Genomic DNA, 26,800 nt, shown 5'->3' with positions numbered 1-26,800 from the left:
GGTTTCCCGCGCCCTGGGAACTGGCGTTCGCCCTTGGCGTGCCGAAGGCATACCCGGAGGGTGACAGGTGACAGGTGATAGAAAGGAGAACACAGGGAATAGTTGTGTTTCTTCTATATTTTGCGGGAGCGTTCATCGCGCCCGTAAGAGGCTGATTTCATATCAGAAAAAAGAGCTTTCACTCTATGGGAGATGTTTTACCATGATCAAATATCCAGAGTTATTTGATGTACGCAAGTTAGCTATTACCCTTGCTATTGGCCCATTCGCTTTTCTGTTGCTAGTCATTATGGCTGACTTGTCAGCCCGGATGTTCGTAACTCAGCAAACAGCAAACGCATGTCTTCATGAGAGTCCGACAAAACTTCAAGCGAGTGCGTGTCGATAAGACTTGGATGTGGGATCAAAATCCCATGCTATTCCTTCGGGGTCTCTAGCCTGAGTCCATATAGAAAACTCAGGCTTTTGTCTTTTGCTGGTGAGAGACTGAGATGATACGCCTAACCGCTTTGCCAATTCACTTTGTTTGAGAGCTTTACCATTTGATGAACTGTATTCTACAATTTTCCCCTGACTGAGAGCTATTTTAGGAGAACTGCTTCTGAGCGGAGGTAAGAAGTTTTTGTTAAACAGTGGGCGTGAACCGTTGAAAAACTCAGCTATAAAGGCTGTACTATTATTCACGATCACGTTGTAGACAGGATTTACACCTATCAACATTCCACCGCCTATTTGCATTAATAGGTTGGGAATCACTATGGTTGCAGTGTTTTCGTAGATTGTTTCCATTGCTCGTTTAGCGATCGCTATTGCATGGGTGACTCCGCGCAAGTCATCTTCTAAAATGACAACATCAGTTGTTTTATCGGGGAGCTGACTTGTCTTAGCAAAAGAAATCGAGACATGAGCTTGAGCTAAGTATAATGCTTCATCTTCCTCATCAGCCATAAAAGCGACTATCTTACCTTGGTGTAGTAGTCCTTGAATCAAGTTAATTTTTTGACCCAGAGGCGCTTCTGCACAGACATGATGGGGATTAATTCCTAAGCTAATTGCCTGATCAATGGCGATTGATCCCGGAGCATCTGCAACTACGTAAATCTCTATGTTTTGGCTCTGGAGAATAGCAAGAGCTTCCATTGTCTCTGGAGCATCTATAGCCAATACATTAAGATCAAAGACTATAGCATTGATTTGCGATAGTGCTTCCAAAATGCCACCACTGCGAATATAAATTCCCTGTAGCACAGCATAGGTTAATGCTTGCAGGACTTTTGTTGACAGCGAAATGGGAACACCGCTCCCGAAATCAAATTGGTAGGGGGAGATAGCCGCGCCAATACTTCCTGTCATTAGATAGATTGTGCCACCTAAAGCCAGAGTTGGTAGGATGGCGTTTGTGACAAACTCTGCTTGGGCTGCGCCAATTTTTGTATCATGCACAGGTGCTAAGTCATTGAGAATTGCAGCTAAACCAGCGCGGGTATTCAGTCCAGTTCTTTTGACGAGGATACATAAGCGCCCTTCCAACAAGACTGTAGAGGCGTAGACATCTTTACCTTCTGAACAAACAACAGGTGTAGAGTTACCCGTCAAATTTTGGGTATCAACTAAACCATAACCAGAAACAACGACCCCATCAGCTAAAATCATTTCGCCTGATTTTACCAGTAGGCGATCGCCTTCCTGTAAATTGCTGATATGAATATGTTGTTCTCCCTCTGACTCTATCCAAACATATTGATCTAGGTCATTCAACACATTCAAAGACTGTTGTTCTCTTGTTTGGTTTGTGTTTCCCCTTAGAGTTCGCCTCATTTCTACCAAAACCGTCTTCAGTGCTGGTGCGATAAATTGACCTTGGACAGTTTGCATCGTCATCCATGCTGAGTCGAGTAAATCAATGTTGGGTTGACGTTGATTGTATACACTATCAAACGCACGGTTAAACCAAGGTGTGGCGGCTCCAGCAATGGCTAAAACTACCATCAAAGCTGGTAACTCTAAAGGAGTGGCTAGCATCGCCAAAGTCAAGCTGAGGGCGGGAAAGCCTAAATCCTTCCATTGATTAACTTCCGGTATTAGGTCTTGTCCTTCAGGTAAAGGCTCTTTCAAAGAGATTTCTACACAGTCTACCGTCTGTATACAACTGACAATCTTTTCCAGCACCGTTTGGCTGCAAAAATTATCTTGATAGTTAACAATAAGTGAACTTGCTTGTATATTTATACGTACTTCAGTTACAAATGGTAGTGATTCTACTAGTACTTGCAGTTTCCTAGCAAAATCTGAATCATAAGCAAGTTGAGGAATACGAATACGATAACGTCCAAAAGTAGAGTGAACGATCTGATAGCTCATTATTACATGAAGAAAAGCTTAATGAAAGGTTTTGCATCTCACCTTAATCAACATGATAAGCTACAACTGAAACAAGTCAGAAGCTTTTGTTGTAAAAATACGTAAGAATCTCTTTTTACCCGTTCTGCTCGATTGTTGACTATATATTTTTATAGCTGATCATTCACTTTGGCAAAAATTTTTAGCTAGATGTTCGCAAATCATTTCCTCGCCTGCGATATTCAGCCATAATCGCTCTTCTTTCGGCAGTAAACTCTTCAACAATGAATAATGTTAGTCCAAGTAAAATCATAAAACCTATAACTGAAATTAATAATATAGTATCCATAAACAATTGCTCCTTACAATGATTACTGTTTATCCCTATAGAATACATAGAAAATTATTATGTTTAATCTTTCCAAATAAGTAATTGCTGCATCCTAAAGATATAATTTACACCAGAATATTAAAAAATATAACTGACTTAACGATTTGCAAAAATAACGACTCGTAAGTACAACGTCTTGCAACTCAACAAATCATAGCTGTATTGCTAAGATTTGTTGAGTTAGTTATGACAACAGATTTCCATCTTTTGAAGTAAAGTTAACTAACTTCTGTTTCATTCTTCTAACATTGCTATCCATTACCCGGAGTTTCTCAACATTTTAGGACTTACGCAACTGACATATTTTTTCTCTAGGGTGTGTGACTGGCGATAATATTTGAACTATCTTTAACATTTATGGGATTCCTACTTGATTTTTGAAACATACTTAGGCCGATGCACTGCCCAGTTTATCATTGTTTTGGTGGGCTGTGCATCGGCCTACAGATACCTAAATTTGTTCAAAATTCACATAGGACTACTATATAAATGTTAAAGATAATGAATTTTTTAATGAGCATATTTTAAATATGGTAGTTTTTATTTTAGGCAAATTATCATCTCAGTCAATTAAGAATTGTAAAACACAGTCTGTTAAGAAAACTGTAATTTACAGTTTGTCGCAGATGTTTTGGAAAAATCAGGTATAAACCATTACTGATAAGCGTAGAGAACTCATTCTTTCTAGGAATGTGCCACCGTTAGTTATCAGTATGGTTGGGTTTAATCTGTTTATTATGAGATGAGAACCGATATTTCGTTAAACCTGATAAAATATTGGTAATTCATAATACAAAGGTTAAATGATTCATAATAAATTTCCTGGCTTCTAGCGCAGGGTAAAAATAGAATAATTTGTGTGTATACCGTAGGGTTTGTAGGAGACAACTTTTTGATTGAGGAGTCTCAACAATGACTCAAAAACAAGTAATTCTGCTAGGGATGTTGGTGTTTTTGCCAATTACATTTATAGCAGAATGGTTAAAATTCCCCTCGATAATTGTTTTTATTGCTTCAGGCTTGGCAATCGTTCCTTTAGCAGCATTTATTGCTGATGCTACAGAGGCGATCGCAGAAGTTATCGGCCCATCTTTAGGGGGTTTGCTTAACTCTACTTTTGGTAATGCTACAGAGTTGATCATTGCCATTGTGGCATTGAAAGCCGGGCTTGTAGATGTAGTCAAAGCCAGTATTACAGGTACAATTGTTGCTAATCTGCTCTTAGCATTGGGAGCAGCAATGCTTTTAGGCGGATTACGCTTTAAAGAGCAAAGCTTTCAACCAACAGTTGCGCGGATTAACGCCTCTTCCTTAAATTTAGCGTTAGTAGTGCTGCTTTCTCCAACAGCCATTGACTTCACTTCCACAGGTTTGCAACCGGAAACGATTGGCAATCTATGAATTTAGACTTCAACGCCTTTGAAGTTTTAGCTGTGGCGATCGCAGTTTTAATTACCAATTCCATCAGCACTGATGGGCAATCTAATTGGTTAGAAGGAGCTTTGCTTCTCATTACCTATGCTGTTGTAGGCACAGCATTTTACTTCCATCCTTAACAGGGAACAGGGGAGCAAGGCAGAAGAAAATTCCCCAATCCCCAGTCCCCTATTTTATTGAGGTCATCTTCATGTCAAATAAAGCTACAATCACAGATCAATCCTCAGATGTTGCACTCGCAGCAGAGGTCATCGAAATTGAGACCCAATCTTCTAGTATTCAGTTAGCTACAACTTCGACGCAACAAGCTTCTAATATAGGTTTTTTTGCGGCGATCGCTAATGGTATAGGACAAGCTATCAAAGATACTGCATCGCAAGCAGGAAAAGCTGTGAGTGAAGCTACATCTGGTATGGCAGAAGTGATGAATGATATGGCATATCAGACTGGCAGAACAGCATTGACAACTGCTGCTAATGTGAGCGAAGTGCTTGAGAGCGTCGCACCTCCAGGTTTAGCTCATCTGTCTACAACAGCCAACCATGTCGGTGAAGCGATCGGCGGTGCTGCTTTCCTCACAGGCAAAATGGTAGCACAAACAACTGTTGGTGTGGGTGAAGCAATTAGCAGCATTACCTGCCAAGCCGGACAAGCTGTGGCTCAGAAGGTATCCGAAACGATAGAAAATATTCCCTCTGCTGAATCCAAAGCCAAGATGCAGGAATTTGGCGGTAGTTTAATAGGAGCTACAGTAGGTGAAACGGTAGGGGGAACAGTTGGCGCAGTTGTAGCAGGGATAGCGATGGGACCAGCAGGCGCGATTGTTGGTACTCATGTAGGTGGTATTGTTGGTTTTAATGTGGGAGCGCAGGTTGGCGAATATGCAGTGCGACAAGCAAATCAAAGCGCTCAAACAGATTTTTTACCAGTTGAAAATGTAGAATTATCCTCTCAACAGCAACAAGCAAGTTGGTTAGGTAATACAACTTGTAATTTCTTAGGCGAAACTGGTACAGCAGTTATCGGTGGAGTGATTGGGGTCACAGTCCTGGGGCCAAAAGGCAAAGAAGTTGGCAGAAAAATTGGTGTAGTTGTCGGTAGAAGAACACAGTGGCATCCTAATACAAAAACCGTAGATCCTGTAGAAGCTGGAGGCGAAGCAGAAAAGCAGTTAATCCATCCGCCGACAACGGAATCAACAGGGTGAGATTTGCCTATCCTGCAACTGTTATTTTAACCAGCGACTGACAGAATTAAAGAGCGATCGCTAAAATTTTTGGGTATAGCAGGGGACAGGTGACAGAGTTAAAACTCTTTTACCGAAAAACTGGGTTTAAAGCCCCGCCCTTCTAGGGCGGCTTTTGTGGTAGTATAACTGATAGCGGTAAAGCGCACAAATAAAAGACGAAGTAGGTCAAGCGGACTGCTCCTGATCCGGAACCCTGGTAGTATAAATCCGCGCATCTTGTACAAATGTGGGAGTAAACACAGAAATTAAAAACCTTTTCAAACGCGGTCGGGCAGTCCGTGTGAGCTTGTGGACGTATCCAAACGGAGAAATTTGAATACTGGTATTCAGATTTCTAGAGAGGACGGATGAAGCAAGAATCCTCCCTCCGGGACGCTAACGCGAACGTCTCTTTAGAGCGAGGAGTGTCAATGTCTCAGTTTTTTCATTTCCTCAAGGCACAGCCTAAAATAACGTGAGTTCGATGAACCTCTCCCTCCCAACCTCCCTCTCCTACGAGGAGAGGGAGGAGAAACGAAAAACCTCACCCCCAACCCCTCTCCTTGTAGGAGAGGGGTTGGGGGTGAGGTCAAAACAACGCTGGTCGAACTCACGTTAAAATAATCATAAAAATTATGAAACATCAAACTTTAGCAACCGCGATAGTAATAGCTATTACTGGGATATTTACTGGTGTGAATGCACAAGAGCGTACCAATCAGGAGCCAGAAAAATCAACACCAGTGATTGAGGCTTGTATTCAAAATAGAGCAGAAACCTTGCCTAATCCTTTTAGTGATGTACCTGAAAATCATTGGGCTTTTAAAGCAGTAATGACAATGCACTATTGCGGAGCATTCAGACAAGCAACACCACCAAAATTATTTCCTAAATTAAAACCAACCGAAGGTCAACAGCAATCAAAACCAGAAAATTAAATGGCGATCGCGCTCCGGTGGGGCGAGCTAATTAATGCGGTGGGGTGCAGGCTCTAGCCCTTGTGAGGCTATCGGCCCGCCTTTGCGATCGCCTCAAGCATGGAGGTTAGCTTGTTCTTGCAACCAAGGATCTACAGGCTGTCCATCCTTACGGCGCAATTCAATTTCTATGGCTATTACTTCCTTAGAACCAGGAGGTGCAGGTTTTTGGTGAAAAATGATGTCATAATCCAGAGGATTGTGATTACGTTCTTTCAACCATTCTTGCACTTTCGTAGTAGCAAAAAATGACTGACCTTGCTCAAACATTCGGGTAATCTGCATTTGCAGCGTATAGGGATTTATGCGACCCATAATTTACTACCTTTTTGCAAAAGTTTTTAGTAAATGCAAGATACCTACATAGCATAACTTGATGTTAGTGAAGATATCTCTGTATTGCCATTTTTATGCCAAGCTAATCCTGACTCACGGCATCTAGAAGACCTCACTTCCATTCCTCTCTCTCTTGAAAAGTTCTGATGCCTGCGGCGGGCTGCGCCAACGGAGGAAGCCTCGCAAGAGACTTTTCGTTCCTACAAGTCCAGAGGCTTTGATTTCTCCCCCTTCCCTTGTAGGGAAGGGGGCTGGGGGTTTAGGTCTGACGGAGCGCTTTTCCACATAACGTGAAAAGTCAGAGTAGGAGTTCGGTAAACCTCATAGCCGAAATTTGGCGATCGCCATCCCATTAACTCTATCTCCAGAAGAATTCGCAATACTCGCTAATTACGGTAAGCTCGAATGTGAAACCTAAAATGTAACCATTAAAATTAGACATAAGAAGTAATTGAGGAGCCGCCAGGATGCAAGCAACATACGATTCTGATAAACGCAAATTGCTGTCATCTCTGAGTCATGGGGCGATTTTCTTTAGTACAGCATTATTTTCTATAGGAGTTCCCATTGTCATTAATTTATTATCTGATGACCCAGTAGTTAAAAGCAATGCCAAAGAATCAATCAATTTTCACTTTAATGTTTGGTTCTGGGCTACTGTAATTGGCGTACCGCTTGGAGTTTTATCTTGGCTGACCTTTGGCATCGGTGGAATTTTATTTTTCCCAATAGTTGCTTTAGGTTTTCTGCTGCACTGGGGACTGACAATTTGGGCAATTTTGCACTGTCTGAGCCAACCCGATGAACCTTTCCATTATCCGTTTATTTTTAGGATTTTTTAATCCCATTAGCAAAATACAAAGTTTGTTTTGGCATAAGGGATGATGTAAATCATCCCTTTTTTATAAAGGATATGTTGAAAACCCTGTGACTTTAGTCCAGGGATGAAAACTATTTGGTAGGATGCGCGCCTACCAGTTTTGGTAAAATAGCTTTAGTTTCAACATGAGTAGGAATAACCAAGAGCGCGTTGAACAATCCTAGTAGGGGTGAAACTCCCGCACAGTAAGTCAGCCGTGATCATCGTCGCCTATACCACTGGCAAATAATAGCAGGATTGGGAGCGTTCTTAACTTGTGAAATGCGGACTCGCGAAAGGGAAACTAGGTAACGTCACAGCTAAACCACGGAGCGTTTAGCCAAGTACGCTAGGGGACGTTTGACTGTCCCGCAAGGTTCACTCCTTGGAAGATAACTGTTCTGAGCAACGTCTTTAGACTTGCTCGGAACAACACAGGACTTACGCAAGTGTCACAATTGGTGGTTGGTGCGTGACGCTACAAGTCTCATGACTACGTTCAAATCTTTTAAGAGCGTCACACACCCTACAGAAAAAATATGCCAGTTGCGTAAGTCCTACAACAGTTTGAATCACTGTGACTTTAGTCCGGTGAGAGTCAAGAGGATTAGTTAGTTGACAGGTGACAGGTGACAGGTGACAGTTGACAGTTGACAGTTGACAGTTGTTATTTTCCCCTTTCCCCCTTCCCCCTCATCCCCGACTCCCTAAAGTTTTATTTGGTCAAGTGGTGAGATATTGCGTTAGAATAAGCGATCGCAAACTTAGTTAATTTAGTACCCGGATATTGGCCGGAGGTGTGATTGTCCAAGTTTATTTTGAAAATACTGTGGCTAGACGAAAACGTTGCTCTGGCTGTTGATCAAGTGGTAGGCAAAGGTACTAGTCCTCTGACTAAGTATTTCTTCTGGCCCCGCAATGACGCTTGGGAAGAATTGAAGAAGGAACTCGAATCCAAGCACTGGATCAGTGATTTAGATCGCGTCGAGTTGCTCAATAAGGCAACAGAGGTAATTAACTACTGGCAAGAGGAAGGCCGCAATCGTCCAATGGCAGAAGCTCAGTTAAAATTTCCTGAAGTTACCTTTACAGGTAGCGCTTGATTTAATCAAAACTACTACAACCTGCGCTGCTGTGTTATATCAAGTTCGGCTAATTACTTATAATATGGTTGCTTTGGTCGGTAATAGGTTTTCTAACAAAGTTCCGATGGGAGGAAGCCTCCCTGGGGACTTTGCAAAATAGGTAATTGTTTTCTGCCATTACCAATTACCAGCCCCAAGATATCATAAGTGTTCAGACGAACTTGATATTGCCAGTTTCCACAATTTGATGGTCTTGTCCCTGCTGCCACTAGCTATGAGTTGGGCAACAGGGTTAACAGCAACAGCACAAACTGAATCTAAATGACTGGCAAGAGTGGCAATTTCCTCGGTAGTGCTTACCTTCCACAACTTGATTGTCTTGTCCCAACTGGCACTAATGAGCGTTTCGTTATTGGGGGTGAAAGCCACTGCGGCTACAGACCAAGAATGGCCTAAAACTGTACCAATTAGCTGTCCGGTCTTGACATCCCACAATCTCATAGTATTGTCATCGCTGCCTGTGGCTAGGATTTTACCATCTCCACTAAAAGCGATCGCCAGAACCGCCCTTGTATGTCCCCCAAGGGTTGCCATTAAGGTACATCTGGGGCGATTTTGCATTCGGGTGATTTGCCATAGGCGAATTGTTCTGTCAAAACTGGCGCTAGCTAAAATCTGTCCTTGGGGACTAAAGGCGACTGCACTTATTTGCAACTGATGTGCTTTCAGGCTAAAAATTTCTTGACCAGTGCTGATATCCCAAAGTTTAACTTGCTTGTCCCAACTTCCACTGGCAAGAATTTCTCCATCAGGGCTAAAACTGACTGATTTAACGGCTTGTGAATGTCCCTCTAAGGTAAAAAGCTCCTGTAGTGTAGGCAGATGCCATAACTTGATGCTTTTATCGTCGCTAGCTGTAGCTAATAGTTCTTGTCTGGGGCTAAAAGCTACTGATGTGACAGCCTGAGAATGTGCTATGACGCTGTTAACTACTGTTAGCTGGTTTAAATCCCATAATTTGATGATTTTGTCATCACCACTACTAGCCATTGTGTTACCGTCGGGACTAATGGCTAGGGTATTGCTAGAATTTCCTGTAAGGGTATGCAGGCATTTCCACGGGCAAGCGGCGGATGGATAATTTGGTATTGTGGCTTCTATACCCATTGCTAGCATGACTTCATCGGCTAATTGGAAGCGTGGAAGAAGGGATTTTTGTAAAAGTTTGTCGAGTATTCTGCTGAGGCGATCGCTTATCCTAGTTGTTAGGTATTGTTGCCACACCCAGCAATCATTAGTAATATCAAATAAATCAAAAGGCGATATTTGGGTAAGTAAATAAATGCAGGTAACACCCAAGCTATAAAGGTCGCTGGCAAATACTGCTTGACCTTTTAGTTGTTCTGGTGCAGCATATTCAGGACTGCCAATTGTTAATTTGTTAATTTCTGAACCAATTTTTACATTGGCAAAATCTACTAAAACAAAATTTCTTGGGTCTGGTGGCAATGGTCTGATAATATTTTGGGGTTGAATATCGCCGTGGATCATCTGGCGATCGCTGATAAATTTGATGACTGGCAATAAATTAGTGAGCAGCTGCCAAATTTGAGTTTCATTAAATGCTCCTTCTTCCTCTACCACCTGTGCCAAACTAGTGCCAGCAATAAATTCTTGCACTAAATAATAGCGATCGTTTTCTGAAAAATAGTCTAACAAAGTAGGTAGCTGTGGATGTTGGCTGATTTCCTTGAGGGATTTAGCTTTTTGTTCCCAGGTAAAATTATCTAATTGTTGCACCACACAAGTAACTGGCGGAGATTGACCTTCATCAATGGCGAGATAGGTGAAGCATCCTCCCTGACTCATCAAGTTGAGCAACCGATAACGTTTTTGTATGAGCTTCAATATATCCATAAAGCGCTTAAATGTATTATAAAATAGCACAAGGGTATACAAATATCTTGCACCAAGCGCCTGAACTGGGGACTGCATAGACAAAGACTCTCTACATACTCTTTGCTACCCATCTCGACAGATATAAGAAATACTTTGCTACGCTTGCTTACGGGTGGTTTCCAGTGGGTGGGAAACCCATACGGGTACGTCCTGCTAAGTCTTGACGCTATTAATAGCGCCTTGACAAAGATCGGCTGTTATATGCAGTTTGGTTTTATTTAAGTTATATTACATAATATATAAAGATTCAGTAAAAAATATGACACCATCTATCAAAGGAGGTAGAGTTTAATGATAGTTTAATAATTTGCTTTGACAATTAACAATCAGTGTTGAGTAAGTACTGTATAATTAACGCCGGAAAACTGCATGGTTTTTGATTAACCATAGATACTCACAGTTGTCTATCAATAAAAACACTTAACAGTTTTTACTGTGAAAAGCAAAATTTATACAGTTATTCCCTATAATGGTGTAAAAGTGTACAGGCACTGTTGGCTAAAGTGTCAGAGCTTTTTGAAAAGGTGGGATTTTTAGTGAAATTTTCTCAGCAATTTATATAAAGTCTGACAATGGTTTTTACCCGTGGTAAAGTGTACGAAAATCAGGTGCATCTTCAGAAGAAAAAGGAAGGCTCTTCCCAGCCAACAGAAGATTGTTGCTGTGCTTACGATACGGGAAAAGCCCAATTAATACAGGACTTACAGTCTTATGATAATTCCCTACTTAATTTGCAAGAAATGGTTGATTTATTAGTTGAAGTCAACCCATTTCCTGTAGTAGTGATTTCTTGTGATAACCAGGAAATTTTATTGAAGAATAAGCTTGTAGAAAATTCAGCAACCAACAACCTAATTTGCCAACTTATAGCTAATTCAAATTCATGGAATGAGTTAAAAAATAGGCTACAAACTGGGGATTTGGTAAGCGAATTAGCGATAGAAATAAAAAATAGCGCACAAGAAATTTTTTTAGCTAAAATTTCTGGTAAACTAGTTAATTATAAAAATTCTTTAGCAGCATTGCTGGTATTTACATCTGTAAATACTGTTTTGAGAACAATCACAGAAGCAAAAGAAGAGAGCGACAAAGAATTAAAACCTGAGAATTTAACTTTTGAGACAGGCGATGTCTACGACGGGCTACGCCTACGCCCGCGCTTACCTGCATCTTTTCATTTAATCGAACGGGCGCTAGCAGCAACTAGTAATGGGATTGTGTTGACAGATGCCAATCAACCCAATCATCCTATTATTTACGTCAATCGTGGCTTTGAAGAGATAACTGGCTATTCGGCTGACGAAGTGATGGGAAAAAACTGTCGCTTCTTACAAGGTGATGAAACCAACCAACCATGTCTGGAAGAGTTGCGTTCTGCTCTGCGAGACAAGAGAGAATGTCATATCATCGTCAAAAATTTTCGTAAAGACGGCACACCATTTTGGAATGAACTATACATTGTGCCTGTGTTTGATTTCGATAGACAGTTAACCCATTTTATCGGCGTTCAAAATGATATTACTCAACAGTTACAAGCGCAGGAAAAACTACAAGAACAAGAAAAAGAGTATCGCCGGATTGTAGAAACTGCATCTGAGGGAATATGGGTAATTGATCAAGAGAATCAAACTACCTTCGTCAACCAACAGATGGCGGCAATGTTGGGTTACACAGTTGAGGAAATGCAGGGGGCAAACTTGTTTTCCTTTATGGATAATGAAGGGTTGGAACTTACCCAAAAGTACGTGGCACGCCGTCGCCAAGGCATTCATGAGAAACACGACTTTAAATTCCGTCGCCGAGATGGTTCTGATTTATGGGTGATTCTTTCCTGTGCGCCGTTGCTGGATGAACAAGGAAAATATGTTGGTGCGTTAGGAATGGCTACTGACATTAGTGAACGTAAACAAGCAGAAGCGGCTTTACAGGAAAGCAAAAAACGCTTAGACGACATTTTAGATTCTTTAGAAGTTGTCGTTTGGTCAATAGCAGCAGATACTTTTGAGACTCTGTATCTTAATTGTGCAGTTGTGCAAATGTATGGTCGTTCGGTTGATGAATTTCACGATAATCCCAACTTATGGTTTGAGGTGATTCATCCAGAAGACAAACAACGGGTGAAGCAATCAATTGAACCCTTGCTTTTGGGTGGTAGCCAAGAACTAGAATACCGCATTATCCGTCCCGATGGACAGGTACGTTGGCTTTGTAATAGCAGTCATGTAATTTACGATACTCTTGGTAAAGCGATCCGCATTGAAGGTATTGCTAGCGATATTACTGAGCGGAAGAACATGGAAGAAAAGTTAGTTCATCATGCTTTCTATGATGATCTAACAGGACTACCTAACCGAGTTCTATTTATGGATCGGCTGATGCAAGCGATCGCCAAAACTCAGGAGAACCCAGACGAGTTATTTGCCGTACTATTTCTGGATCTTGATCGTTTTAAAGTTGTTAATGATAGTTTAGGTCACTTAGTGGGCGATCAACTACTAGTAAGTTTTGCCCAACGTCTGCATGATTGTTTGCAGCCAGAAGATACCTTTGCACGTTTAGGTGGGGACGAGTTTACCATATTGCTTTCACAGGTGAAATCTATTGATGATGCCACCCGTATAGCCGAGAAAATACATCAAGTACTGAAATTACCCTTTAGCTTGAGTGGGTATGAAGTGTTTACAACTGCCAGTATTGGCATTGCTTTAGGTACAAATAAATATGTTCAAGCGGCCGATGTGCTGCGAGATGCGGATACGGCTCTTTACAGTGCTAAAGAACAAGGTAAAGCTTGGCACATAGTATTCAACCCAGCTATGTATGACCGCGCTGTAGCTTTATTGAAATTGGAGACTGATTTGCGTTGGGCGATCGCTAGACAAGAATTGCAAGTCTTTTACCAACCAATTGTTTCAGTTGCTACTAGTAAAATTACTGGATTTGAAGCCCTAATTCGCTGGCAGCACCCAGAAAAAGGTTTCATTTCACCAGCAGAGTTTATACCTGTAGCAGAAGAGACAGGACTGATTATTCAAATTGGTCAATTTGTCTTAAGCGAATCTTGCCAACAGTTAAAACGATGGCACAAAGAATTTCCTCAGCTCCAGCATTTGAGTATGAATATCAATCTGTCTGGTAGACAGTTTTCTCAACGCTGTTTAGTGGAAGAGATTCAGCAACTCTTGCAAGAACATGAGCTTGACCCTAGCAGTATCAAACTGGAAATTACAGAAAGTGCCATTATGTCCAGCCCTGAACAAGCAGCGAATATTCTGCAACAATTAAAAGCATTAGGGATTAGCTTATGTATCGATGACTTTGGCACAGGTTATTCATCTTTGGCTTATTTACACTGTTTCCCCATTGATGTGTTAAAAATTGACAGGTCTTTTACAAATCGCATTGATAGCGACGGTGAACAACTGGCTATTGTTCGTGCGATCGTCACTTTAGCCAGTAACTTGGGAATGAGTGTAGTAGCTGAAGGAGTGGAAACAGTCAACCAGTTAGTACAACTCAGGTTATTAAAATGCGACCAAGCCCAAGGATACTTATTTTCCAGAGCTTTGAGTAGCGACAAAATTAGCTTGTTGCTGGGAAATGGGGAGTAGGGAGTGGGGAGTGAGGGGAGATGGGGGAGATGGGGGAGTGGGGGGAGATGGGGGAGAATAACTGACAACTGTTAACTGTCAACTGTCCCCAGCCCCCAGTCCCCAGTCCCCTAACTAAAAAGCTTCTGGTGGGGAAATGTTATTACCATCGCTTATACCTATTTCACTAGATTTAATTCCTGATTTGACGCTAGTTTTGGGCTTTTGTGGTGTCTGCGGGGAGGATGAGGAGGGCAACAGTATTTTATCTGTATCAATTAATTTATCAGGATTTGCTTGCTGAGAAATCCAAGATAATGCGCCCACAGAACCAGCTACGAGAGCGGTGTAACCTAGATATAAGTGCATGGGACGTATTTCTAGATTCAAGGTTTTACCGTTATTTTTGCTTTGGTTCCAAGAGGGTATGACTGATGTTGTTGTTCCTAGTTTAGGTAAAGAAGCTGCTAAGATTGTACCGTTTATCCCTAATGCGTTTCCCATTACGCGAATAAATCCGCGTATATACACATCTTCTGGTAATAAAGCAAAATTGGCATTCTCAACTGCTGCCATTTGTTCAATAGGAATATGTGTATAAATACTCAGTTGCCCTAAGCTTAAATTGTGATTCTCACGGGCTTGTTTTAGCTGCTGTCCTATTTTTACCATGCTTTCTAAGCGTTCTTTTTCTGCCATTTCTTTGGCTAGCTCATTGTTAGATGGTTTTTTATGTGGTTTGAGCCACTGTGTCAGCATTGCTGTTGGGTTTTGATTGGCTACTGCTGCTTGTGTAGAATCGCTAGGAGAGGATGTTGGCTGGGGTGGTTGTTTTGGTGGTTCTGTGAGGACGGGAGTTTCTATAATTGTAACATTTGTAACGCTGTTATTGCTGGGTTGATCAATAGGTGCAATCATTTCATGTTGTTGAGTAAATTGCTTCAACGCTAAATTAATTGCTTCTCTACCTACTGCTTTACACAACGCCTTGGCTTGTTCCCCAGCCGCACCTAACAATGTTTCCAACCTAGTTACGATACGACGATACACTTTGCTGCGATGCAACTCTACTTCAATTTGCGCTGAGAGCGATCGCAATTCTTCTTGAGAAATTGCCACAGTTGGATTTCCGGGTACGTCCAATATATACATAACTGTATAGTTATTTTTAAAATATACTTCCGTATAAACTTTCGATTCTTCAGAAATTAATCCGGAAGTTTTGTACTTTTTTTACCTAATCTATTTGTAATAAGTAAATATTTTTCTGTTTTCTCATAAATATAAAAACTGCAAATCATTTAGCAGTAAGGATTAACAATATTTTTATAAGTGATAAAGAATATAAAATGATATAATATATACTGTCTCATATTATAATTAAGACAAAGCATACTTACGTATATTAAAAGTGGAATATTATTAATTATTTACGAATAACAGTGTTAAAAGTGATGCTGGGTTAAGTATGATCTCAGAATCGAGAACAGAATTAGCGATCGCTATTCAATAGCTGTAAGATGATTAGGAGTTGGAGTCAGGAAATTTGGCTGGAGTCACGAGCGATCGCGTCAACCTATAGGTGTTTTTTATCAGACCTCAAATTTTCAGCCTGAATCCCTTGCCCTCTCTGGCTTTGAGCTTTTTTATCTAAATTAGAGGTTGACGCAATTCTTCAAACCCTTACTATGACTGATTTTGAGCGTTTTTCTTACCTGTCACTCTTGACAACCCAACGGCTGAAAAGCTATCTTTACTACAGGTTGACGCAACTGAACCTTGAAAACCAAATACAGCAACGCTTCCACAGCGAGCAGTTTAAACATCAAATAATCCCTATTAGGGATTGAAACCTAGTGAAACTTGATGATGTTCATGCGACAGCGCGAGTTTAAACATCAAATAATCCCTATTAGGGATTGAAACTTGACTCAAACACTTGAATTCTTAAATATAGTAATTCTTCGGTTTAAACATCAAATAATCCCTATTAGGGATTGAAACGATGTCAAGTCGGCTTTTTTGATTATCCAGTCTGTCGCGTTTAAACATCAAATAATCCCTATTAGGGATTGAAACTAAATCCATAGGATTAATAGAAGGTAGCGTCCCGCGTTTAAACATCAAATAATCCCTATTAGGGATTGAAACGGGGAGCAGGTAAACGCTGATGCCAAGAAAACTGCTCCCGTTTAAACATCAAATAATCCCTATTAGGGATTGAAACTTAGTACTCACAGCACCCGCCGGAGTTTTATAACCAAGTTTAAACATCAAATAATCCCTATTAGGGATTGAAACGTAATTCTTTGGAGCCATCTTGCGCCTATGCTGGCATTAGTGTTTAAACATCAAATAATCCCTATTAGGGATTGAAACCTTTAACTGCATTGTTTTCATTAACCACATCCAGTTTAAACATCAAATAATCCCTATTAGGGATTGAAACAGAGTGGAGGGAGGGAATCTATATAAGATTTAGCGTTTAAACATCAAATAATCCCTATTAGGGATTGAAACGCTGGTGTAGAATCTTTGCGTAATACCGCTATGGTTTAAACATCAAATAATCCCTATTAGGGATTGAAACAGCTTTACTCAGACTTGATGATGTTTCATTCATCAGGTTTAAACATCAAATAATCCCTATTAGGGATTGAAACCCAAAAATTAGCTTTAAAATTAGCTGCACTTTTTGTTTAAACATCAAATAATCCCTATTAGGGATTGAAACGTTTTCATTGCTCCCGGCAAACCTGAAACAATCGTTTAAACATCAAATAATCCCTATTAGGGATTGAAACCAGTAGTAGAGATGCCAATTGCACCTACCAAAGATGTTTAAACATCAAATAATCCCTATTAGGGATTGAAACATACGGATTAAGTAATCCTGGCTGATATAGGTCTATGGTTTAAACATCAAATAATCCCTATTAGGGATTGAAACATTTCAATACTGCCTTCACCAGCTTTTTTGAATAACGTTTAAACATCAAATAATCCCTATTAGGGATTGAAACACTCGCCAAATTGCGCGGCAGTTTTTCGATTCGGTTTAAACATCAAATAATCCCTATTAGGGATTGAAACATAAGAAATTTATTGTAGATTCAGGAATAGAAAGGTTTTAAAACCATATAATCCCTCTTATACCAATTTTATATGATCATAAAATCCATTGATTTATCTGCGTTTATCTGCGTGCATCTGCGTTCGATTATTCTATGCAGCTTCATATTAACTTGGTATTAGGGATTGAAACACACCTCATTTATTTATGAGGATTTGCAACACATCAATTATATTTAGGGGCGCACATCTGTGCGCCCCTACCCAATACGGTTCAGTTAAGGCTAAATTGGGCAGAAACATTGACTAAATATCTAAACTAATCGGCGTTTATCGGCGTTTATCGGCGGTTAATTATTCTTATCTGAACCGTATTGCGCCCCTAACCACATATCTGTCGCATTCTTTCTTCAAATTGGCATAATTTTAATTGGTGCGATCGCCTAGCGTATATTAGATAAGCGACTTGACGCACCCTACAGTTTGGATATTTTTGATCGGGAAATTCCTAAAGCATCTTTTCCAAAAATTGCTGGGCGCGATCGCAGCGAGGATGGTGAAAAAACTCGCTGGGTGTGGTATCCTCAGCTAAAGTACCCTGATCCAGAAACATAATGCGACTAGCGACTTCACGGGCGAATCCCATTTCATGGGTAACAATAGCCATTGTAATCCCCGTCTGCGCTAAAGCCTGCATCACCAACAAAACATCTTTCACCATTTCTGGATCTAAAGCTGATGTGGGTTCATCAAATAATATCATCTCTGGTTCCATCGCCAAAGCACGTGCGATCGCCACTCTTTGTTTCTGTCCCCCTGATAATTTAGCTGGGTAAACATCGGCTTTTTGGGCTAACCCCACCTTCGCTAATAACTCCAACCCCTTCTGTTTAGCTAACTGGGAATTTACCCCTTTCACCTTCATCGGTGCATAGGTAACATTTTCCATCACCGTTAGATGGGGAAACAGATTAAAATGTTGAAACACCATCACCAACTGTTGACGCACCTTACCAATATTCACCTTGGGCTGAGTAATTTCTATATCATGAAAATAAACTCTACCTCTAGTAGGGCGTTCTAGCAAATTCATACACCGCAAAAACGTAGACTTACCCGAACCAGAAGGCCCAAGAATAGCCACCACTTCCCCTTGATAAATCTCCGTTGAAATATTTTTCAACACATCCAGTTTACCAAAGGATTTACATAAAGACTCTGTACGAATAACCACCTTACTCACTTTGTCTCAATCTCCTTTCTAAAACCGATGCACCATAGGTCAAACCCATAACTAAGACATAGTAGATTAACCCAGCAAACAGCAGAGGTTCAAAATAAATATACTTGTTTGCCCCGACAATTTGGGCGCTACGTAATATTTCTACTACACCAATTGTTGAAACTAAAGCCGAGTCTTTCAATAGTCCAATAGTCTCATTTACCAAAGCAGGGAGAATATTTTTTAAAGCTTGGGGGAGAATGATATCCCACATCATCAACCTGTAGGGTACACCCATCGACATAGCCGCTTCAGCTTGTCCCTTATCGACAGCTTGGATACCTCCCCGGATGGTTTCCGACATATAAGCGCCGGAGTTGAGGGTAAAAGTTAACACCCCCGCTTCTAAAGCTGAGATATTGTAGCCTGTAAGCTGGGGTGTGGCGTAGTAAACCAAAGCCAACTGTAAGAGTAAAGGTGTACCGCGAAATACGGAAGTATAAGCATTAGCCACCCAAATGAGAGGCTGAACCCCAGTAATTTTACACAAGGAGAGAACTGTACCCCAAATTAACCCCAGAAAGACTGATAACAGGGTAAACAATAATGTGAGCGGGATACCTTGAAGAATAAAGGGAATTTCCGGCAGAATTCGCCTAAAGTCGAGATTTAACCCACCTTTAGCTGGTGGTGAAGATGCAGTATCTGTGGCGGTAGTTTGGGAAAACCATTTTGTCGCTAACTTTTCCAGTTCGCCGTTATCGCGCATTTGTTGGAGGACTTGGTTAAACGGCGCGACTAATGGGGAACCTTTGGGAAATGCGATCGCTGATCCACTACCCTCTTCGGAAGGAATCACGTTAAACTCTAACTCAGGGTTAGCTTGAGCAAAACCCCTAGCAACAGTATCCTCAACAATAGCCGCATCGATACGCCCCGATTTTATTTCCTGTATAGCTTCGGGAACTCTATTAAGTTGCTTGAGTTGAATACCGGGAAACTTAGCTGCAATTTTTTTCGCATTTTGTTCTTGAATAGTTCCCAACTGCACCCCGACAGTCTTACCTACCAAGTCTTGCGGTTGTTTGAGGTTACTAGTTTTGGGTGCAACAATGGTATCTTTAGCTTCGTAATAAATAATTGAAAAATCGACATTTTTTCGCCGTTCTGGCGTAGGAGTCATCCCAGCCATGACAAAATCAGCACGGTTTGCTTGCAGCGCCGGAATTAAACCATTAAAATCAGACTCCATAATCTGGAGTTTAAATCCTAATCTTTGAGCCAGGGTATTAGCAATATCTACATCAAAGCCAACAATTTGCCGATTTCCTCCCTGAGTATCATAAAACTCATAAGGGGGATAATCTGGTGAAGTAATCATCGTCAGGCTATCTTTACCTACAGATGATGCAGCTTGTAGGGAATGACTATGACCTGTGATCATGCTAATTACTAACATAGCTGTAAACAGCATCGTTAGTACCCAGGCTTTGCTGATTTTCATAGAATTTTTCAGGGTAAAAAACTATCATAATGAGGCTAGGATTTCCTGTATTAAATCAGGTCATAAAAATACAAGGAACTAACCGCCGATAGAACAGGATGAACTACACATATATGAAAAAAACTCCATCCCTTCGCGGGTAGAGTTTATATTCACTAGACTTCTAGCAAAAGTCCAAAGTTATCTAGAGTTCATAATTGATGTTTGAATCATACGTAGGGTGGGCATTGCCCACCTTATCATGGTTTTGGTGGGCAATGCCCACCCTACAGGTATTACTAACCTTGATTTATTTAGAGGGAACGTAGAGAAAGAATGAAAACTCTCATTGGATGAGATGGGTAACTTACCCATCTCATGAGAATAATTAGCCGACAGATTCGAGATTAATTTTCACTACTTTGTTCTTTTCTGATTCGGCTTTAGGTAGTGTTAAATTCAAGATACCATCTTTATATTCTGCTTTGACGTTGGTATTTTGAATGCGTGCAGGCAAAGGAATTACCCGTTGGAATTTGCCATATTGAAATTCGCTTCTGATAACACCCTTCTCTTCCGTCTTGGCTTCAGATTTGCGTTCACCACTGATATAAACAGCTTTGTCAGTGACTTGTAAATCTACATCCTTAGCCTCAATCCCAGGAATTTCTAATTTTAGATGAATGGCTTCTGCTGTTTCATGTAGTTCAGCAGCCGGAACTCTGGTTAAGCTTCTTTCTAATACTGTGGATGGTAACATATCTTCCTCAAATAATTGATTTAATTGACGTTGTAAAGTGTTTAAGTCTTGCCAAGGGTTCCAACGTACAACTGCCATATCTTTATCTCCTTTCAAGTTCCTTCTGGGAATCATCTGTAAGATTTAATCTTTGATTTGTTCTCATCATATTCATTAACTTAGTTCAGGTAAATTCGGTTTCCTTCACCTAACAAATGATGATGTCCGAACTACTAAATCGTTGTTTTTGAAGTACGGTAAACCCAAATTTAATATGTTCGGATAACCCAACATGATTTAAAAGGTTATAGTAATGTTCGTAGTGAGGACTTTAGTCCTCAAAAAAGGACTAAAGTCCTTACTACAAACCTTGATAGGACTTACGCAACTGGCAGATTTTTTCTGTAGGGTGTGTGACTGGCGATAATATTTGAACGTAGTCATGAGACTTGTAGCGTCACGCACCAACCACCAATTGTGATACTTGCGTAAGTCCTGTTGAAAAAAGAAAGCAACATATTAGGACTTACGCATGAAAACGAAAAATCAAGGGTTTTGGCAAGGGTACAGGGGTATAGGGGTGTAGGGGTGTAAAAGCGCTAAACCTATACCCCTATACCCTTACACCCTTACACCCTGTCTCGACAGATAACTTCAGTGCGTAAGTCCTGCATATATGTGGTAGGGGCGCACAGCTGTGCATGGGAGTCAACTTAAGCCAGGGCGAAGGAATTCGCGGCTACACAAGCAAAGTCCCTCCGGGTTCGCCCTCCGGGTTCGCCAGTTCCCAGGGCGCGGGAAACCCGCCTACAGGACTGGTCTCACCGCCTTCGCGGAAAGCGCGGAAAATTAAGGTTTCTCAACCTGCGGAGGCAGGTTTTGTCTGTGTAGATGCGGTTTCTAACCGCCCATTTCACGTTAAGTTGACACTAATGCACAGCTGTGCGCCCCTACAGATCAATGATCTGTGGCAAATATTTTTGGAATCTGTATTAGAGAGGAAACTTATTGCGCTATTTTAGCCTTGCCAGTCCACTACAGCTAGAAAATGTTATAAATAATCAGTCAAAATATCTGCAACATTTGACTTTCTCTAATAGTTGTTGTTGAAATAGCAGAAGTGAAACAAATAAATTTTTAAGATAGTTAAAAGGCAGAGACAATTACATACAATATACTTTCATCTCGTGAAGTACAGTGAGTAAGTTACTCTTTCAAAATTAGCCAAATTATTGCCGTTGCACGATGTGAGTATACTTCATATGCTGAAAATATGTTGTATTTCTGCTGACAGTATATCTTTGTTTTGTCAAAAAATCACTACAATATGTCAACAAGTTTAATTTACTTGCTTATAGCAATCATTTTTGAAGTTTCCGGTACAACCTGCATGAAATTATCGGATGGCTTTAATAAATTAATACCTTCTATTTTGATATTTGTCTTCTACGGACTTTGTTTTACTTTTCAGACATTATCACTCAAGAATATCGATATTAGTATTGCTTATTCTGTTTGGTCGGGTTTAGGTACTGCTTTAATTGCTGGTATTGGTCTAATTTGGTTTCGTGAATCTATGACTCTGGTTAAGTTTATTTCTATGACATTAATTATTGTAGGAGTAGTGGGGATAAATTCAGGAAAATAGTTAACAATTCAAAATTCAAAATTCGCGCATTAAAGACATTTTGCCTACGGCACGCTACGCGAACAGTCGGGGATTTAAACCCCATCTGAAAATGTGCTACGTACAAACGTAGGGGTCTTAAACCCTTTTATTTACGATAATACTAACAGAACTTACGCACCAAGGTTATCTGTTAAAAATGGGTGTAGATGAAGAAACACAACTCTTACCTATTTTCTTGTTTCTTAGGACTTACGCAACTGTGATAATCAAACTAACTGTCTGACTTTTCACGTCATGTGGAAAAGCTAACGACAGACCTAACCCCCCAGCCCCCTTCCCTACTAGGGAAGGGGGAGAAATCAAAGCCTCTCTCCTTGTAGGAGAGAGGTTTGGAGAGAGGTCTTCCAGATCCCGTGAAAAGTCAGAACTAACTGTAGGGTGCGTCAGCCCCAATAATGCTGTACACATTCTGTGGATTTTTCACATCTGACGCACCTTACCCCAAGTGCCATTTGCGTAAGTCCTGATTGTTATTTATTAGAACAATAAAGCTGCATTCCTTCGTTTCTTGTTAGTATTATACAACTACTATCATTAACATTTATGGAAGCATTTTTAAGTTTTTGATTTGCTATACTTGAAGAAAGTCCAAATAATAATGGTGTGCATATAGCAATAAATAGTAGAGAAAATAATATTTTTAACTTGGTGCTGTTAGTATTGCTTTCTTTTGAGTTGACTACTGATTTTTGCACACAAACAGTTTTAGGCGACCAGAAGTGATCATTAAAGTTGTAATAACTCATTTATTCTCCTTTTCTCAGCTAGAAAATTCTCAACAGTAATGGTTATAACTAACAAAATCGACAAAACCAAAAAATTTACAAACATATTTACTTACGGCTGTAGAATAAAACCGCAAATATATGTTCAAGCAGGGAAATGGATTGTAGTTTTATCCTTTCCATAAAACCAAGATGTTATTCAGTGAATAATCTTAAGTAGCCATAGCTTTTAGCTTAATGGTTGCTTCCTGAAACTATTAAATGTGTATCGCCAGAAAAATACTTCTAACAAAAGTCATAATTAAATCATGACTTCGGTCATAATTATGGCATTCAAATTCATGAGTGACAAGTTTTAATTTCTCCATTTGGATAGGCTGGAGGTTGGAGGCTGTATCCTCTTGTAAGAAAGTGCCGTGGAAGAATAATCAGCCAGTGTTAGTGAGCCAGATTGTGTGATAGAAAAAGAGAGATTTTATCATTGAGCAAATATTCAGGCAAATATGCAGTGATAAATGAATAAATCAAGTGGTTAGTGGCGTGGCAAGGATAAAATGTGGTAATAGTGATGATATTTACCACCAATAAACGCTGATAAATGCGAATGCTCAAGATTTTCACTAATGCACAGGTTTAATCTTGCCAAGCCAGTAGTTTGTTAATAGCAGTAAAATATTGGGTGCAAAGTCTTAGTCTTGGACAAATTTACTTGCTGAAATTTTTTAAACGCCTCTCGGACAAACCTTTATTTATAATAAAACCTCACCCTTAAGGAAGATCCTGATTAGAGAGTAACTCAGGTTGAATATAAGAAACCGTGTATGTATACGGGTAAGTCTTCATGAAGCGTGACACCACTGGTAAATTTGTGAGTAATTGGGATTCAGGGAACAAACAAAGATTTAGTGTATCTCTGACCGATACGGCGTGGCGATCGCTTGATGAGGAGGCGCACAAGCAAGGAATTTCCCGTTCGGAGTTGATTGAACAATTCGCCCGCAGTTTGGCTTGTGCAGAATATACCACACAAGAACAGCTAATTGCTAGATTGGAGCGTCAAAAGCAAGAGTTAGAAGCCGTCGTGGAAAATGCGCCAGATGCGATCGCTCGTTTCGATGAGCAAATCCGTTATCTATATGTTAACCGCATGGTCGAGCAAGTTATGGGGCGATCGCGGGATGAGCTTTTGGGCAAATTCATGTATGAAGTTGTTTCAGACCCCATATACTTATTCTGGGAAGAACATTCACGCCTAACATTTGCCACCGCCAAAGAACAAGAGATTGAATTTGAATTTGCTACCCCCTTCGGTGTGCGGTTTTATCAGGCTCGGTTAGTGCCAGAATTGGATGACACAGGAAAACCAATATCAGTCATCGTCATCAGTCGAGACTTGATCGCAAGCAAACAAGCCCAACAACAACAGACTCAACTCCTTGCAGCCCAAGAAACTGAACGTCAGGTAACAAAAATTATCGAAAGTATTACCGATGCTTTTGTCGCCTTTGATAGTAATTGGCGCTACACCTACGTCAATCATGCAGCAGTAAAAATTCTCCAGAGAACGCCAGCCCAACTCATTGGTAAGCAGGTTTGGGAGGAAGTATTTCCCGAACTCGTTGGTGGTGTAGCTTACCAAGCATTACACCAGGCTGTAGCTGAACAAATTCCCATTTCCTGGGAAGAATTTGGCGAACCGATTCAATGTTGGGTGGAAGTAAACGCCTATCCATTTGCGGGGGGTATGGGAGTTTACTTTCGTGATGTCACAGAACGCAAACAGGCGGAAGCGGAAAGGGAAAGGTTACTGCAAGCATTGGAAAGCGAACGCGCCCAATTTGAAGCAGTTTTGCAACAACTACCTACCGGGGTGATGATTGCTGAGGCTGCTTCTGGTAAGTTGATTCTCACCAATGAACAAGCTAAACAAATTCTCAGGTACAACTTTGAGGAGTCAAGAGAACTAGCAGAATATGACCCAATTGTGCCGTTTCATGCTTTCCACAGTGATGGACAAATATATGCGCCCCATGATTATCCACTAGTGCGATCGCTATCGACTGGGGAAGTCATCGCTAATGAAGAAATGCACCTATGTTGGCAAGATAATAGCACCATTTATATTAATGTTAATTCAGCGCCAATCTTCAATCAACAGGGGCAGATTGTGGCGGCTGTGGTAGTTATTGAGGATGTTACAGCCAGCAAAAGATTAGAATCAGCACTGCGACAGCGAGAACAAGATTTCAAAATGGTGGTGGAAAACGCCACAGATATTATTAGCCGCATGGATCGAAACTTTCGCCATCTCTACGTCAGCCCGGCTGTGGAATTAGCTACAGGTATCCCAACAGAGGAGTTTATTGGTAAAACCAATGCCGATTTAGGAATGTCAGCAGAACTTGACAGCTTTTGGCAGAAAAACCTACAGCTAGTTTTTACAACAGGTCAGCAACAAATTATTGAGTTTAGTTATCCGACTGCTGGGGGTATGCGTTGGTATCAGTCACATATTAGCCCAGAATTTAACAGTGATGGTTCTGTAGCAACGGTGGTGAATATTGCCCGTGATGTTACTGATTATAAACAAGTTGAGCAGGCATTGCGAGAAAGTGAAGAAAGGTTGCAGCAAGCATTGACAGCAACTCAAGCGGCACAACGTCAACTCACAACCATTGTGGAAACCTCTCCGGTAGGAATTGCCCTGTTAGATAAAGAACAGCGATATGTGACCATTAATCCAGCCTTAGCCCAAATCAACGGACTAACCAGTGAACAACATTTAGGACGTTCAATTAGCGATATTTTTGGTCAATCTGATCCGCAACTAGTGCAAATATTTGTGGATATATACAATACAGGCAATCCCTTCATTTCGCCTAACTTGGCGATTAATTTAGCTCAACGTAGCGATCGCCGCAAAGGTATCGCCCCGGAATTTTTACCACAAGTCTTTGAGTATTTCCGCCTGGAAGACGGGGCGACCACCAGAAAATTTGGTGGACTAGGATTAGGGCTGGCGATAGTTCGTCATTTCACCGAACTGCACGGGGGAACAGTCCAAGCCAGCAGCCAAGGACAGGATTTAGGCGCAACTTTCACCCTCCGGCTACCGTTAAAGTCCATCCAACAAGAAAAATCAGCAGATGACAGCATTGTAGCAAGTATGACAGACTTGACAGGCGTACAAATCCTAGTTGTAGATGATGATGCAGATATGCGAGAATTAGCCGAATTTATCCTAACGCAATCTGGCGCACAAGTCACAACAGCAGCTTCAGCAATGCAGGCTCTGCATATCTTAAGTAAATCAGTACCCGACTTGTTATTATGCGACATTGGTATGCCAGAGATGGACGGATATACCCTGATGCGACAAATTAGACAATGGTCGCCGCAAGCGGGGGGGACAATGAAAGCGATCGCACTCACGGCTTATGCTGGAGAACTCAACCAACAACAAGCCTTAGCAGCCGGATTTCAAAAGCATATTCCTAAGCCTGTGGAACCAGAGGAGTTATTGCAGACAATTTTCCAATTGCTGGAGGAAGGGTAGTTATCAGTTATCAGTTATCAGTTATCAGTTATCAGTTATCAGTTATCAGTTATCAGTTATCAGTTATCAGTTATCAGTTATCAGTTATCAGTTATCAGTTATCAGTTATCA

Annotated in this window: 17 protein-coding genes and 1 CRISPR repeat array; of the genes, 9 read left to right on the top strand and 8 right to left on the bottom strand. The window is 40.8% G+C overall.

The window, feature by feature from the left end; genetic code table 11:
- Positions 1-366: 366 nt before the first annotated feature.
- Positions 367-2,361 carry a P-type ATPase gene (locus tag H6G83_RS06415; RefSeq protein WP_190468695.1) on the bottom strand — a complete coding sequence of 665 codons (1,995 nt, stop codon included), beginning with the start codon at positions 2,359-2,361 and terminating at the stop codon, positions 367-369.
- Between the two features lie 181 nt (positions 2,362-2,542).
- A complete protein-coding gene (locus tag H6G83_RS06410) occupies positions 2,543-2,689 on the bottom strand; it encodes a hypothetical protein (protein WP_190468692.1) in 147 nt (48 codons plus the stop codon).
- A 954-nt stretch (positions 2,690-3,643) separates the two neighbouring features.
- Between H6G83_RS06410 and H6G83_RS06405 the strand changes: the two genes are divergently transcribed.
- The 4 genes from H6G83_RS06405 to H6G83_RS06395 all read left to right on the top strand — a co-directional run bounded on the left by H6G83_RS06405 (position 3,644) and on the right by H6G83_RS06395 (position 6,334).
- Positions 3,644-4,132 (top strand): hypothetical protein, encoded by a 489-nt coding sequence (locus tag H6G83_RS06405; protein WP_452038994.1) that lies wholly within the window; start codon positions 3,644-3,646, stop codon positions 4,130-4,132.
- A complete protein-coding gene (locus tag H6G83_RS36500) occupies positions 4,129-4,287 on the top strand; it encodes a hypothetical protein (protein WP_452038993.1) in 159 nt (52 codons plus the stop codon). Before H6G83_RS06405 ends, H6G83_RS36500 begins: the two co-directional genes overlap by 4 nt.
- 71 nt (positions 4,288-4,358) lie before the next feature.
- Positions 4,359-5,375, top strand: coding sequence for a hypothetical protein (locus H6G83_RS06400; protein WP_190468689.1), 1,017 nt, complete (start codon positions 4,359-4,361; stop codon positions 5,373-5,375).
- A gap of 656 nt (positions 5,376-6,031) precedes the next feature.
- Positions 6,032-6,334: an S-layer protein gene (locus H6G83_RS06395; protein ID WP_190468684.1), complete on the top strand. Its 303-nt coding sequence runs from the start codon at positions 6,032-6,034 to the stop codon at positions 6,332-6,334.
- Positions 6,335-6,427: 93 nt separating this feature from the next.
- On the opposite strand, the gene H6G83_RS06390 is transcribed toward H6G83_RS06395, so the two are convergent.
- Positions 6,428-6,688 carry a hypothetical protein gene (locus H6G83_RS06390; protein WP_190468681.1) on the bottom strand — a complete coding sequence of 87 codons (261 nt, stop codon included), beginning with the start codon at positions 6,686-6,688 and terminating at the stop codon, positions 6,428-6,430.
- Positions 6,689-7,176: 488 nt separating this feature from the next.
- Here H6G83_RS06390 and H6G83_RS06385 point away from each other — a divergent pair, with 488 nt between their 5' ends.
- Both H6G83_RS06385 and H6G83_RS06380 read left to right on the top strand, forming a co-directional pair.
- Entirely contained in the window at positions 7,177-7,551 is a 375-nt protein-coding gene (locus H6G83_RS06385; RefSeq protein WP_190468680.1) for a DUF4870 domain-containing protein, read from the top strand.
- Positions 7,552-8,371: 820 nt separating this feature from the next.
- A complete protein-coding gene (locus tag H6G83_RS06380) occupies positions 8,372-8,671 on the top strand; it encodes a 30S ribosomal protein PSRP-3 (protein WP_011320561.1) in 300 nt (99 codons plus the stop codon).
- A 183-nt stretch (positions 8,672-8,854) separates the two neighbouring features.
- Here the strand turns inward: H6G83_RS06380 and H6G83_RS06375 are convergent, their stop codons facing one another.
- On the bottom strand, positions 8,855-10,570 hold the full coding sequence (locus tag H6G83_RS06375; protein ID WP_190468677.1) for a serine/threonine-protein kinase: 1,716 nt from the start codon (positions 10,568-10,570) through the stop codon (positions 8,855-8,857).
- Positions 10,571-11,184: 614 nt separating this feature from the next.
- Here H6G83_RS06375 and H6G83_RS06370 point away from each other — a divergent pair.
- Positions 11,185-14,223, top strand: coding sequence for a sensor domain-containing protein (locus H6G83_RS06370; RefSeq protein ID WP_190468674.1), 3,039 nt, complete (start codon positions 11,185-11,187; stop codon positions 14,221-14,223).
- Between the two features lie 114 nt (positions 14,224-14,337).
- On the opposite strand, the gene H6G83_RS06365 is transcribed toward H6G83_RS06370, so the two are convergent.
- From H6G83_RS06365 to H6G83_RS06350, 4 genes are all read right to left on the bottom strand, one after another.
- Entirely contained in the window at positions 14,338-15,354 is a 1,017-nt protein-coding gene (locus H6G83_RS06365) for a helix-turn-helix domain-containing protein (protein ID WP_190468671.1), read from the bottom strand.
- A gap of 664 nt (positions 15,355-16,018) precedes the next feature.
- A CRISPR array of direct repeats spans positions 16,019-17,295; the repeat unit is 37 nt; unit sequence GTTTAAACATCAAATAATCCCTATTAGGGATTGAAAC.
- Positions 17,296-17,782: 487 nt separating this feature from the next.
- On the bottom strand, positions 17,783-18,517 hold the full coding sequence (locus H6G83_RS06360) for an amino acid ABC transporter ATP-binding protein (protein WP_190468668.1): 735 nt from the start codon (positions 18,515-18,517) through the stop codon (positions 17,783-17,785).
- The gene (locus tag H6G83_RS06355) at positions 18,510-20,000 is read right to left on the bottom strand and encodes an ABC transporter permease subunit (RefSeq protein WP_190468665.1); all 1,491 of its coding nucleotides are present in this window, start codon (positions 19,998-20,000) and stop codon (positions 18,510-18,512) included. Before H6G83_RS06355 ends, H6G83_RS06360 begins: the two co-directional genes overlap by 8 nt.
- Positions 20,001-20,367: 367 nt before the next feature.
- Positions 20,368-20,817 (bottom strand): Hsp20/alpha crystallin family protein, encoded by a 450-nt coding sequence (locus H6G83_RS06350; RefSeq protein WP_190468661.1) that lies wholly within the window; start codon positions 20,815-20,817, stop codon positions 20,368-20,370.
- Positions 20,818-22,045: 1,228 nt separating this feature from the next.
- Between H6G83_RS06350 and H6G83_RS06345 the strand changes: the two genes are divergently transcribed.
- Both H6G83_RS06345 and H6G83_RS06340 read left to right on the top strand, forming a co-directional pair.
- Positions 22,046-22,366: a DMT family transporter gene (locus tag H6G83_RS06345; RefSeq protein WP_190468658.1), complete on the top strand. Its 321-nt coding sequence runs from the start codon at positions 22,046-22,048 to the stop codon at positions 22,364-22,366.
- 1,608 nt (positions 22,367-23,974) lie between these two features.
- The gene (locus H6G83_RS06340; RefSeq protein ID WP_190468654.1) at positions 23,975-26,689 is read left to right on the top strand and encodes a PAS domain-containing protein; all 2,715 of its coding nucleotides are present in this window, start codon (positions 23,975-23,977) and stop codon (positions 26,687-26,689) included.
- The last annotated feature ends 111 nt before the right edge of the window (positions 26,690-26,800 follow it).

The sequence above is a fragment of the Anabaena azotica FACHB-119 genome, from assembly GCF_014697625.1.
GTDB classification, from domain to species: domain Bacteria; phylum Cyanobacteriota; class Cyanobacteriia; order Cyanobacteriales; family Nostocaceae; genus Trichormus; species Trichormus azoticus_A.
Note: the sequence above shows the minus strand (reverse complement) of the source record. Positions and strands in the feature narration are given on the sequence as shown.

Excerpts from the sequence above, each read along its gene's own strand:
- H6G83_RS06375 (WP_190468677.1), bottom strand. The coding sequence starts at position 10,570 with ATGGATATATTGAAGCTCATACAAAAACGTTATCGGTTGCTCAACTTG.
- H6G83_RS06415 (WP_190468695.1), bottom strand. The coding sequence starts at position 2,361 with ATGAGCTATCAGATCGTTCACTCTACTTTTGGACGTTATCGTATTCGT.
- H6G83_RS06395 (WP_190468684.1), top strand. The coding sequence starts at position 6,032 with ATGAAACATCAAACTTTAGCAACCGCGATAGTAATAGCTATTACTGGG.
- H6G83_RS06365 (WP_190468671.1), bottom strand. The coding sequence starts at position 15,354 with ATGTATATATTGGACGTACCCGGAAATCCAACTGTGGCAATTTCTCAA.
- H6G83_RS06405 (WP_452038994.1), top strand. The coding sequence starts at position 3,644 with ATGACTCAAAAACAAGTAATTCTGCTAGGGATGTTGGTGTTTTTGCCA.
- H6G83_RS06390 (WP_190468681.1), bottom strand. The coding sequence starts at position 6,688 with ATGGGTCGCATAAATCCCTATACGCTGCAAATGCAGATTACCCGAATG.
- H6G83_RS06370 (WP_190468674.1), top strand. The coding sequence starts at position 11,185 with ATGGTTTTTACCCGTGGTAAAGTGTACGAAAATCAGGTGCATCTTCAG.
- H6G83_RS06340 (WP_190468654.1), top strand. The coding sequence starts at position 23,975 with ATGAAGCGTGACACCACTGGTAAATTTGTGAGTAATTGGGATTCAGGG.
- H6G83_RS06400 (WP_190468689.1), top strand. The coding sequence starts at position 4,359 with ATGTCAAATAAAGCTACAATCACAGATCAATCCTCAGATGTTGCACTC.
- H6G83_RS36500 (WP_452038993.1), top strand. The coding sequence starts at position 4,129 with ATGAATTTAGACTTCAACGCCTTTGAAGTTTTAGCTGTGGCGATCGCA.
- H6G83_RS06355 (WP_190468665.1), bottom strand. The coding sequence starts at position 20,000 with ATGAAAATCAGCAAAGCCTGGGTACTAACGATGCTGTTTACAGCTATG.
- H6G83_RS06385 (WP_190468680.1), top strand. The coding sequence starts at position 7,177 with ATGCAAGCAACATACGATTCTGATAAACGCAAATTGCTGTCATCTCTG.
- H6G83_RS06345 (WP_190468658.1), top strand. The coding sequence starts at position 22,046 with ATGTCAACAAGTTTAATTTACTTGCTTATAGCAATCATTTTTGAAGTT.
- H6G83_RS06410 (WP_190468692.1), bottom strand. The coding sequence starts at position 2,689 with ATGGATACTATATTATTAATTTCAGTTATAGGTTTTATGATTTTACTT.
- H6G83_RS06350 (WP_190468661.1), bottom strand. The coding sequence starts at position 20,817 with ATGGCAGTTGTACGTTGGAACCCTTGGCAAGACTTAAACACTTTACAA.